Below are 11,321 nucleotides of genomic sequence, written 5' to 3' on the forward strand. Positions count from 1 at the left end.
ACAAGGCCGGCCATGCCCCCGGCACGGAGGAGACGACAATGAAACAAGTGATTGGCATCGCCATGTCGCTGACGGTATTGGCTGCCGCGGCATGGTCCTTCTCGCCGCGGCCCCTGCCTGCCTTCGCCGCCACCGCGCTGCGGGCGGATCGGCTGCAGCTCAATGGCATCGGCCGGTCCGGCGACCGCCTGGTGGCGGTCGGCGAGCGCGGCACGATCTTGCTCAGCGATGACGAAGGCGCGCACTGGCGGCTCGCCAGCGTGACGCCGGAGCACGGCGCCGCGCTCACGCAGCTTGTCTTTGCCGGCGGCAAGGACGATAAGGTCGGTGTGGCGGTCGGCCACAGCGGCTGGATCCTGCGCACCACCGACGGCGGCGAGCATTGGCAGCAGGTGGCCTTCGATGCGGCACAGTCGGACCCCCTGTTGGGGGTCTGGGGCCAGGCGACTAGCCCGTGGTTCGCCATCGGCAGCTTCGGGCGCTTCCTGGTGTCGCACGACCAGGGCGGGCACTGGCAGTCCGCAGCCACGCCGCTGATGCAGGACAAGCACCTGAACGGCATTGCCGGGGATCATCAGGGCCGCCTGATGCTGGTAGGCGAGAGCGGCCTGGTGCTGCGCTCCGCCGATGGCGGCGGCACCTGGGAAGCGGTCAAGATGCCCTACGCGGGCTCGCTCTACGGCGTGCTGCCGCTGCGCGACGGCGCCTGGCTGGTCTATGGCATGCGCGGCAACGTGCTGCGCAGCGCCGACTTCGGCGCGAGCTGGGAGGCCGCCGAGGTGGGGCTCAAGACCTCGTTCTTCGGTGGCGTGCAACTGGCCGACGGCCGCATCGCGGTGGCCGGCCAGGGCGGCATGCTGGCCGTCTCGGCGGACGGCGGGCGCCATTTCAAGCCGGTGGCGGGCGGCAGCGCGCAGACGCTGGCTGCGCTCATTCCGGCCGCAAGGGGGAATGCCCTGACGCTGGCCGGCAACGCGGGGATTGCCCGCTTCACCCTGGCCCCGGATGCCGCGCCCTGATCCTCTCCCCGCCACAGCAGCAGCGCTTAGCACCTCACCGCATTGCATAGAAGCGAGAACGCCATGACCCGCCCCGAAATCCCCGGCCCCCGGGCCCCCACCACCCGCCTGAGCCGCTTCGTCGCGCATTGCGCGGACCTGTTGATCCGGCGCCGCCGCCTGTTGCTGGTGCTGTGCCTGGCGATGACCATGGCGATGGGCTTGTCCGCCACGCGCCTGCGGCTCGATCCGGGCTTCAACAAGATGATCCCGCTGCAGCATCCCTATATGCAGGTGTTCACCAAGTACGCCGGCACGTTCTCCGGGGCCAATACCGTGCTGATCAGCCTGCGCTGGAAGGGCGAAGGCGATATCTACAACCCGGCCTTCATGGACAAGCTGCGTCGTGCTACCGACGATGTGTTCTTTATTCCAGGCGTGCGCCGCTCACATGTGTTCTCGCTATTTACGCCGAATGTGCGCTACACCGAGGTGACCGAGGTGGGATTCCGGGGGGATGTGGTGGTACCGGGCCGATACTCGGGTACCCCGGAGCAGCTCGACCAGGTACGCCGCAACGCGGCGCGCTCAGGCCAGATCGGCCGGCTGGTAAGCAATGACCTGAAGTCCGCGCTGATCCGCGCCGATCTGAGCGATGTGGATCCCGCTACGGGCAAGGCGCTCGACTACGGCAAGGTGGCACGCCAGTTGGAGCAAATCCGCACCGGCCTGGGCGGCACGGATGTGGAGGTGAGCATTATCGGCTTTGCCAAGCTTGTCGGCGATGTGGAAGACGGCATTGCCGGGGTGATGGTGTTCTTCGCGCTGGCCTTTGCGGTGACGGCGCTGATGCTGTTCTTCTACACGCGTTCGCTGCGCATTACCCTGCTGGCGCTGGTGGTGGCGCTGCTGCCGGTGGGGTGGCTGCTAGGCTTGCTGCCGCTGCTGGGCTACGGCATCGACCCAATGTCCATCCTGGTGCCGTTCCTGATCTTTTCCATCGGCGTCTCGCACGCGGTGCAGATGACCAATGCCTGGAAACAGGAAGTGGTGCAGGGCAATGACCCGGTCGAGAGCGCGCGCGCGGCCTTCTGCAAGCTGTTTCTCCCCGGCACGGTGGCCTTGCTGACCAACGCACTGGGTTTCATGGTCATCATGCGTATCGAGATCGAGATCGTGCGTGAGCTGGGCATTACCGCATGCCTCGGCGTATTGCTGATGATTGTCACCAACAAGGTGTTCCTGCCGCTGCTGCTGTCGTACACGCGACTGGAGCCCCGCGTGGTGGCGGCCGCCAGGGCGCGTGCCGGGCGGCATGGCACCTTCTGGAACCGGTTCGGCCACTTTGCCCGCCCGGGGCCGGCACTGGTGGTGTTCGGCGTGTCGCTGGCGCTGTTGGCGTTCGGTGCGGTGCAGTCACGGGGACTAAGGGTCGGCGATATCGGCAACGGTGCCCCGGAACTGCGCGCCGATTCGCGCTATAACCGCGATAACGTGCAGATCGTCGGCCAGTACAACATCGGCGTGGACGTACTCACGGTGGTGGTGGAACCCAAAGGCTTTGACGACGCCTGCCTGCACTATCCGGTGATGAGCGCGGTGGAGCGCTTCGAGATGAATCTGCGCGGTGTGGCGGGTGTGCAATCGGTGGTGAGCGTGCCGTCGCTCGCCAAGGTGATGATCGGCGCCTTCAACGAAGGCAATCCACGCTGGGAGGCGCTGCCGCGCAATAGCGATGGCCTGACCCAGGGCGCCAAGGCCTTCGATCCGGAGAACGGCATGAACACCGCGAACTGCCAGGCCATCCAGGTGTTGATCTACACAGCCAATCACGAAGGCGCCACCATTGCCCATATCGTCAAGGAGATCCAGCACCTGATTGCCGCGGACAAGACGCCGAACGTGGCGTTCCGCCTCGCCGGCGGCAATATCGGCGTGATGGCAGCCACCAACGAAGCGGTGGACGAAGCCGAGGTAACCATGCTGCTGGCGATCTTCGGCGCCATCACGCTGCTGTGCCTGCTGACCTTCCGTTCCTGGCGGGCCGTGCTGTGCATCATCGTGCCGCTGACGCTGGTGTCCGTCCTTTGCAGTGCGCTGATGGCGTGGCTGGGGATCGGCCTGAAGGTCTCGACGCTGCCGGTGATCACGCTGGGCGTAGGGGTTGGCGTGGACTATGGCATCTATCTTTATGAGCGCATGCAGCACCAGTTGCGCCATGAAGGGCAGAGCCTGCCGCAGGCGTTTGCCGAGGCCATGCGCCAGCGTGGCAATGCCGCCTTGTTCACCGCCATGACAATGTGCATCGGGGTGGGTACGTGGGCCTTCGCGGCGCTCAAGTTCCAGGCAGACATGGGCATCCTGCTGGCCTTCATGTTCATGGTCAACCTGTTCGGCGCCGTCTTCCTGTTGCCGGCGCTGGCGAGCTGGCTGGGCGTGGAAGAGGAGGAACGCCGGCCGGCCGGCAACAAAGCCCGCGGCGCGCAGGCACGCGTGGGCAAGATGGCCGGTAGCGAAGGGCGCCCGTTCAAGTCCGACGCGGCCTGAACCGCCGGGCCTTCGCGCGGCCGGCCCGTCATCATTTGAAGAATCTGCTGCAATTCGGCGGGGGCGGACGCTTACAATTCACATCTCGATCTGGACATCGCGAGTGCACTCCTCGCGATTCGACATAGCGTCCCGCGGATGGCCGGGCCGGGCCGTGGGGCAGTCATCAAACGATAGTAGCCGGCGGCCCTGCTGCATGAGGCAGGGCGTGGCGTGCCAGGCGCGACATAGCATCGCGCAGGAAGGAGAATAGGATGTCGCAGCAGGCCCCCACTGATGGATCGCCGTTCTCAACGATCCGGATCGGCCCCCTTGCGTTGCGCAACCGCCTGATCAAGGCAGGTGCGAATGAGGGCATGACACCGCAAGGATTGCCGACACGGGCGCTGGTCAAGCATCACCGGGATATCGCTGCCGGCGGCATCGGCATGACGGTAGTCGCGTATGCTGCCGTCGCGCAGGAGGGGCTGACCTTCTCGCATCAGCTCGTCCTGACCCGCGAGGCCGTACCGCATCTGCGGGTGCTGACCGATGCCGTGCATCGAGAGGGCGCTGCGGCTTGCCTGCAGATTACGCATGCCGGCTCGTTTACGATGATGCGGCACGGCGGGAGCCGTGCCCCGCTGACCGCATCGGCTGGCTTGAATGCCTTCGGCATGATGTATGGCGTGTATTTCCAGCGCGCCATGGGCGAGAGCGATATGTCCCGGGTCGCCATGCAGTTCGCCGATGCTGCGCGCCTCGCGCGGGAGGCGGGCTTTGACGCGGTCGAGATCCATATGGGGCACGGCTACCTGCTCAATCAGTTCCTGTCTCCGCTCAGCAACCGGCGGCGCGACCGTTTTGGCGGTGAAGTGGAAAACCGCACGCGCTTCCCGGCGATGGTGCTGCGCCACGTCAAGGACGCCGTCGGGGCAGAACAGGCGGTGTGCTGCAAACTGAGTGTGGTTGACGGTGTGCCCGGCGGCAACGAGGCAGCGGATTCCGCCATCACGGCGCGCATCCTGGAAAGGGAGGGGGCTGACCTGCTGACGCTGAGTGGCGGACGTAATGTCGAAAGCCCGTGGGTGTTGTTTGGCAGTGCGATGCCGACGGCCCAGATGAAAGCCACGGCGCCGCACGCGCTGGCCAGGCTCGGCATCTCGATTCTGGAGAAGCGTACCCCGCGCGAGCTGAAGTTCCGTGAACTGTATTTCCTTGAGGCTTCCCGGGTGATCCGCCAGGCGGTGCGGATGCCGCTGGCCTATATTGGCGGCGTGAAGTCGCTGGACAATGTGCGGCAGCTGTTGGGCGAGGGCTTCGACTGCGTTGCCCTGGCGCGGGCGCTGATCCATGATCCCGCCCTGGCCGATCACTGGCGAACCGGCGCGGTGACACGTTCGGCATGCGACAGCTGTAATGCTTGCGTGGCAAAAATCTATGATCCCGCCGGCGTTTCCTGCATTTACGGGCCACCGGCGGATCCCAGGCTGACCACGATACTGGCTGCCGCGCAGGCTGATTGATGCGTGACTTCCGACCACCGATGCCGGGCCGATTTCGCCCGGCTTCCCGACGCCACGCCCGGACCGACGCGCTGTCAGCCGGTACTTGATTTCCTGGCAAGCCAGTCCTGTTGCGTCATGATCGTGCGAAAGCCCAGGTGTGACATGGCGCTGAACGGGTCCGACCCTCTCCTTGCGCTGACCCGGTAGCTGGTGCAATAAGTCTCGCTGCACAAAAAAGAGCCACCCCGTATGACTCGCTTGGGGGCGTCGACGGGTACCCCTGCATCGTCGGGGTCATAGGAGTCGACGGGGCCTTGGGGGTCCAAGGCTTGTCCTTTGCGGGCCGCGATGGCGAACGCGTCGGAGCGATACCAGTCAGCCGTCCATTGCCAGACATTGCCGGCCATATCGTAGATGCCATAGCCGTTCGGCGCGAAATTGCCAACGGGCAATGTGCCGACCTGGACCTTTTCATTGCGGCTGACAACCGGAAACTGACGCCCCCGGTCGTCCCACGTATTGGCCATCTTCTTGCCATCGGGAGTGAGCTCGTCTCCCCAGGCGTAGTCCGCTTGTTCGAGGCCGCCACGCGCGGCGAATTCCCACTGCACTTCGGTCGGCAGGCGCCTTCCAGCCCAACGGGCGTAGTTCAGCGCGTCAACGTACGACACCTGCACCACAGGATGATTCTCCCTATCGGCCAGATTGCTATGGGGGCCGAGCGGATGCTGCCAATTTGCCCCAGGCACATACCTCCACCAGCGCGACCAATCGCCCAGGTCGACGGGTTCGCTCGTGCCGACAAATACCATGCTGCCGGGGACAAGCGTCCCGGGATCGGGCTCTGGCGTGCCGGGCGGCAGTTGCGGGCGTATGTCTTCCCACTTTGGTTTCTGCTCAGCTGTCGTGACGTACCGAGTGGCTTCGGTGAAGCGTCTGAAATCGGCGTTTGTCACATCGAAACTGTCCATCCAGAACCCGCTGACTTGCACGCGGTGGGCCGGTCCTTCGCTGGGAAGGGCCCGCTTGGATGAACTGCCCATCAAGAATGTCCCCCCAGGGACCCAGACCATGCCTTTGGGGCCTGTCACCCCATCGCCGATCACGGGCCCCTTGAACTGGCCTGTCTTGGAAGAACCCCTGAAGTATTTCGCGCTCAGCAGTCCAGCCGCGCCGGCAACTCCGGTTGCCAGTAATCCCGAGATAAGCGCTCGGCGTTTCATGGTATTTCCTAATCCTTTTTTGTCGCAGCGTCCCGCGGTCTGTCTGGGCGTGCGATGAATTTAGTGGGTTGATTCCTGGCCTGGCTCATCGATGTCGTCCACGTTGGGCGATAGAGGAGGAGCCGCCGACTATCCGATGATCGCGATGATACAACTGCCTGGCATCGTCTTCCCGGACTACCGAAGCATTTATGTGTGCCATCTCCGGGCTCGCTTTGATCGGCTACGCCCACCGCGTGCATCTTTCGCTGTCTAGTCTGAAGAGACGATGAGGCATGGCCCTGGGCTATGTACTGTGGAACGTGCTAAATCAAAAGGAGGAGACATGCCTGCACCTGGCTACAAAATTGAATCCCGGCCGCTGGAATCGCGGTATGCGCGCGGCTGGCATTGCCTTGGGCCGGTCGCGGATTACCGCGACGGGAAGCCGCACACACTGAACATCTTCGGCCGCCGCCTTGCCGCCTTTGCCGATTCCGCCGGCACCATTCGCATCATTGATAGCTATTGCCCGCATATGGGCGCGGACCTTAGTACCGGTACCGTGCAAGGTGACCAGCTGGTGTGCCCCTTCCATGGTTGGCAGTGGGGCGGCGATGGCGCTTGCAAGTCGATCCCTTACTGCAAGCGAGTGCCGCCGAAGGCGCGCATCGGCAGCTGGGATACATGCGAGCAGAACAATCTGCTCTTCATCTGGCACGATCCCCAGGGCAACGCACCTCCACCCGAGGTGGCGATCCCGCGCATCGAGGCATGCTACTCGGAGCAATGGTCCGCGTGGGCAATCGACAAGATGGTGATTCAAACGAACTGCCGGGAATTGGTCGACAATATCTCCGATATGGCTCACTTCGACACCGTGCACGGTGCGCCGATCGACTACTTCGCCAATCTGTTCGAGGGCCACAAGGCCACGCAAGTGCTGGTCGGCCGCAGCGCCCGACTCTCCGCCGGAGATTGCCTGACCGCGTTATCCACCTATTTCGGCCCGGCGTACCACATTACGGAAATGCGTGGCCAGATGGACGGTCAGCCGATCCATTCGATTCTGCTCAACTGCCATGTGCCCATCGACATGAACAGCTTCGAGCTGCGCTATGGTGTCCTGGTAAAGAAGGTCCCCGGCCTTTCCGACGAGCAGAATGAGGCGATTGCGCAAGCCTACGTGGAACAGGCGCGCAATGCCTTCTACGAGGATGTGGCCATCTGGGATTCCAAGATCCGCACCGACAATCCGCTTTTGTGCGAGGGAGATGGGCCCATCTACCAGATGCGGGACTGGTATAGCCAGTTCTATATAGACGCCGAGGAGGTACGGCCAGCCAGTGTCGGGCGCAAGGTGATCGAGATGAATATAGCGGGAATTGATGCGCCAAAACTGCATCATGTATTTGAAGCGTAGGAGGAAGAGGGCGCTGCCGTCTCCGATCCGGAGGTGGCAGCGGATTTCTAGGGGACAGCCTGCTAGAACTTGTGACGGATGCCAAGCACCGCACCGAACTGGTTTTCCGAGCCGGCAACTGTGCCGAAGCCGCTGCCCTGGACGGAGCCGGTGCCACCTGCGGTCAGACCCAGATTCGAACCATCCTTGTTCTTGGTGTAACCGAGGTTCAAGTAAGCATCTGTACGCTTGGACAGAGCGTAGTCAGCCGATGCCACGAAGCTCCACGGATCCGCATTGGTGCCCCGGAAGTCCTGGAAGTAGGCAACGCCTGTCAGGGACAATGCCGGGGTCAGCAGATAGCGCAGACCCAGCCAGTACAAATTCGAGACGTTGTTAGGGCCGAGGTTGCCCGGCAGCGTGGCGCCACCGAGCGCCTTGGCCCAACGATAGCCAGCGTAGGCCTTGACGGGGCCGATGGCGTACGAACCGGCCAGGCCGGCGCGGCGGATTTCGGCATCCGTCAGGGCACCGGTCGCAGCCGCGCCGGGATTGGTCGAGTCGTAGATGGCGCCGACAGCGAACGGACCCGCAGCGTAGGTCAGGCTGGCACTGTACTCGCGCCCGATCTTCGGGCTGCCAGGGACCTCACCAGAGGCGCCGGCGCCGGTGTTCGCGCCAAAGCTGTACAGGGCCCTGGCGGACAGGCCACTGAAGGTGCCGACGTACTTGACCGAGTTATCGGCACGGCTGCCGAAAGCGGCGTCCTGCCCCAGGATCGAGTAGTTGGTGCTGACGGCCATCGGGTCGAAGTCAACGTTGAAATCATGGAACGGGGTCTGATGCCGGCCCAGGGTCAGGGCGTTCCATTTGTTCTGCAGGCCGACATAGGCCTGGCGACCAAACAGACGGCCTGAGAAGGATGACTTGCCGTCGTCCACCGTGAAGCCGTTTTCCAGCACGAAGACTCCCTTCAGGCCACCTCCCAGGTCTTCCACGCCGCGCAGGCCCCAACGGCTGCCGGCCAGGTTGCCGGAGGTCAGGCGCGTCACGTCATGGTTGCCGCCGGGCTGGTGGTTTTGGTATTCGATGCCCACGTCAATCAGGCCATACAGTGTGACGCTTGACTGGGCATAGGCACTACCCGCGGCCAGGACGGCGACGGTGGCTGCAAAGTGTCTCATTTCCATGTCGCCGCTCTCCTTGTCAGCTTATCGGGGAACCTCTCTACAGTACTTGCCTCGGCAAAAACAGTGCGTGCATTGCCGTTGGAATAATAGCCCTTTCCCGGCCGAAGGTGTCGCCAGGCGACGCTCCCGCAATGTCTGCGCCCTGCGTGCCATCAGGCGTGCGCCGCTACTTCCCGTCGCCAACGTTCACCCGCTTCGTGGAGAAGATGCCGCCGATCAGCAGATCCCCATCCTCGAGCAATGCGGTAATGCCGCCCCAGGCGTTCCATTTGCGGCTGTCGTCCGGGAACGGCCAGCGGGCCTTGATGGCGCCGGTATCCCAGTCAAGGCCTACGTACTCGTAGTTGCCGTTTTCCTTGTTGGCGAGGTAGATCATGTTGCTCTTGGCGGAAATGACAGGGACCATCACATCCGTGTTGTCGATCTCCTTGTTCACCCAGGCCTTCTCGAATGACTTCGTCCGAGTGTTCCAGTTGAACTTGACCACCCCACGCGGGGCGGGCCGGGTCAGGCCGGGCGTTATCGCGTTGCCCCATATATCGGGCGCGGGCTTCGGGTAGGAGTTATTCAGCAGGGCGACGCCATAGCCCAGCACCTCCGGTGACGGCTCGACCGTGGCCTTGGATATCTCCAGCGGAATCTGATCAGCGATGCGTGCGGACTTGGTGCCCGGCTTCTGCTTGAATCCGGGCGGAATCCGGTCGCGCCAGAAGGCCACGAGGTTGGCTCCCTTTTCATCACCGTCGGCAATCACAACCAGCTTGTCTGGGTCGTTGCCGAAGCCCATCAGCGTCGGCGTGGTGCCGGATCCGCCAGAAGTCGTCAGAGCGCCGGCAGCGATGGCCTGCGCCCTGCTCATGGTGTTGTAGTCGGACTGCCAGCCACCATCGGCTTCATCATAGGACAACTTGTTGCCGGTCCAGACGATCTTGAGCATGCGCTTGGAGGTGACCACATAGATGCCGCTATTCTCGTCAATGCAGATGCTGTTTTCGATCGCCTCGCCCGGCAGCAGCAGCGTGCTCTTGAGATTGAGGTCGCGGTCCAGCAGGAGCACTGCGCCATGCGCCGCGGCAACGACATCGCCGGCGTAGGTCATGCCCATGCCGATGATGGCAGATTTGCGCATGTCCTCAGGCAATGCCTCCGAGAAGTCCCGGAATTTGACGACGCGCAGTGGCTTCTTCGGATCATTGTCGTCGGTGGACTTGAGGATCTTCAGGCCACCAAAGGCCGCATAGTGAACGCCATCCTTGTCAATCATGTTGTAGGCGCCGTTGGCCAGCGACTGGCGCTTGAAGCCCAGTTCCTCCATCTTCCCCGACAGTGCCAGCAGCTTGGCGTCATCATTCGCGCGCCGAGCGGCATCGACTTCCTCCAGTGCCGCCCGGATCTTCTCGCGATTGGCATTCGTGGCCAGTTTCTCCATTCCAGGGTAGGGCAGGAGTGAGATCAGGTCATAGGCCTCACCAGTCGCGTCGATCTTGCTGATGCCCTCGACGCCGGCAGCGAAGATGATCGTCTTGTCGCCGATCTTCTTCACTGTGGGATTCGAGGTAAAGACGGTTGGAACGGACTTCACATCGTCTGTCGACAGCCTGCGGCCCTTGGTTGGGCCGGCATGCGGGACGGAATCGGTCGCGGCCGGATTGTCGTGCGAAATGGGATAGACGCTGTCGGTCAGCCACGGGTTGCGGCCCGGGAAGGTGGCGTTCTCTTGCTGGGCGGCTTGCGCGCACGTCAGGCTTGCTGTGGCAAGCGCAACCGCGGTCGACGCGAAGAGCAATGCTCTCATTGGGTAACTCCGTGGATAAGTATGGCTGTGATTGTGAGGTGAGGCTGACGAATTGAGGTTGTTCGGCGGAGCCATTCAATCGGCGGAATGCACGATGCGCTCACGCGGGCGTGCCGCCCGGCGGCTTGCTGTGGCCAACAACGCCAATGTGAAGGTGGCGGGGACATCTGGGCGCAGCATCTTGCCGGCATTGCGGCACGGATCTGACCAGGCCCGTCGGCATGGAACGTACACTATGGGACGCTGCGGTGATTCAGGAGGGCAACCGCGGCAACCCCAATGCTCTGCCGGCAGGTGTCGTCGCAAGACGCCTGCATGATAGCCGCGCCATTGGTTTCTTCGCCGGCCAGGTGTGCGTCGCGTCTGATCGCGCTCTCCGGATCAAAACCGAACCGGGCAGACGGCAGGCCCTCAGCAAACGCAAGACCCAGGGCCACGGCCGCACCGGCCCCAAACAGACTACCCGCCCGCAACCATGCTCTCATCGCTGTCTCCTCTTGCTACCGCCCACCATGGGCAGGTGCCGACTCCTGTTGTACCGTTAGGGCCGGTCTCTTGATCGAAGCATATTTGCGGGATCTGGAGTCAACATCGTCCAATCGGACTATGCACATATGTGCGTCATGGGTAGCTTTAAGGGGGGCTCTGCAAAGCCGTTCAGCCAACCGCGGCTCGGAAGTGTTTTTGTGGCAGCAAGAGG

The 11,321-nt window shown here is 63.2% G+C and carries 7 protein-coding genes; 4 read left to right on the forward strand and 3 right to left on the reverse strand.

Going from position 1 to position 11,321, the window contains the following annotated elements:
• The first annotated feature begins 38 nt into the window (after positions 1-38).
• The 3 genes from AC1RQC_RS12740 (at position 39) to AC1RQC_RS12750 (ending at position 5,050) form a co-directional block, all read left to right on the forward strand.
• Positions 39-1,019, forward strand: a complete 981-nt coding sequence (locus tag AC1RQC_RS12740) for a WD40/YVTN/BNR-like repeat-containing protein (protein ID WP_492376434.1) — start codon at positions 39-41, stop codon at positions 1,017-1,019.
• Between the two features lie 63 nt (positions 1,020-1,082).
• Entirely contained in the window at positions 1,083-3,545 is a 2,463-nt protein-coding gene (locus tag AC1RQC_RS12745; protein ID WP_492883553.1) for an efflux RND transporter permease subunit, read from the forward strand.
• Positions 3,546-3,799: 254 nt separating this feature from the next.
• Positions 3,800-5,050 (forward strand): NADH:flavin oxidoreductase, encoded by a 1,251-nt coding sequence (locus AC1RQC_RS12750; RefSeq protein ID WP_492883555.1) that lies wholly within the window; start codon positions 3,800-3,802, stop codon positions 5,048-5,050.
• Between the two features lie 74 nt (positions 5,051-5,124).
• Here AC1RQC_RS12750 and AC1RQC_RS12755 read toward each other — a convergent pair whose 3' ends face one another.
• Positions 5,125-6,255 (reverse strand): formylglycine-generating enzyme family protein, encoded by a 1,131-nt coding sequence (locus AC1RQC_RS12755; RefSeq protein ID WP_492883557.1) that lies wholly within the window; start codon positions 6,253-6,255, stop codon positions 5,125-5,127.
• Between the two features lie 325 nt (positions 6,256-6,580).
• Between AC1RQC_RS12755 and AC1RQC_RS12760 the strand changes: the two genes are divergently transcribed.
• On the forward strand, positions 6,581-7,657 hold the full coding sequence (locus AC1RQC_RS12760; protein ID WP_492374311.1) for a 3-ketosteroid-9-alpha-monooxygenase, oxygenase component: 1,077 nt from the start codon (positions 6,581-6,583) through the stop codon (positions 7,655-7,657).
• A 62-nt stretch (positions 7,658-7,719) separates the two neighbouring features.
• Here AC1RQC_RS12760 and AC1RQC_RS12765 read toward each other — a convergent pair whose 3' ends face one another.
• Positions 7,720-8,826: a porin gene (locus AC1RQC_RS12765; RefSeq protein WP_492374312.1), complete on the reverse strand. Its 1,107-nt coding sequence runs from the start codon at positions 8,824-8,826 to the stop codon at positions 7,720-7,722.
• Between the two features lie 166 nt (positions 8,827-8,992).
• Positions 8,993-10,612 carry a hypothetical protein gene (locus AC1RQC_RS12770; protein ID WP_492883559.1) on the reverse strand — a complete coding sequence of 540 codons (1,620 nt, stop codon included), beginning with the start codon at positions 10,610-10,612 and terminating at the stop codon, positions 8,993-8,995.
• Between the last annotated feature and the right edge of the window lie 709 nt (positions 10,613-11,321).

The sequence above is a fragment of the Cupriavidus sp. GW822-FHT03E04 genome (assembly GCF_058801495.1).

Coding starts and splice junctions, on each gene's coding strand:
- AC1RQC_RS12740 (WP_492376434.1), top strand. CDS start 39: ATGAAACAAGTGATTGGCATCGCCATGTCGCTGACGGTATTGGCTGCC.
- AC1RQC_RS12745 (WP_492883553.1), top strand. CDS start 1,083: ATGACCCGCCCCGAAATCCCCGGCCCCCGGGCCCCCACCACCCGCCTG.
- AC1RQC_RS12750 (WP_492883555.1), top strand. CDS start 3,800: ATGTCGCAGCAGGCCCCCACTGATGGATCGCCGTTCTCAACGATCCGG.
- AC1RQC_RS12755 (WP_492883557.1), bottom strand. CDS start 6,255: ATGAAACGCCGAGCGCTTATCTCGGGATTACTGGCAACCGGAGTTGCC.
- AC1RQC_RS12760 (WP_492374311.1), top strand. CDS start 6,581: ATGCCTGCACCTGGCTACAAAATTGAATCCCGGCCGCTGGAATCGCGG.
- AC1RQC_RS12765 (WP_492374312.1), bottom strand. CDS start 8,826: ATGGAAATGAGACACTTTGCAGCCACCGTCGCCGTCCTGGCCGCGGGT.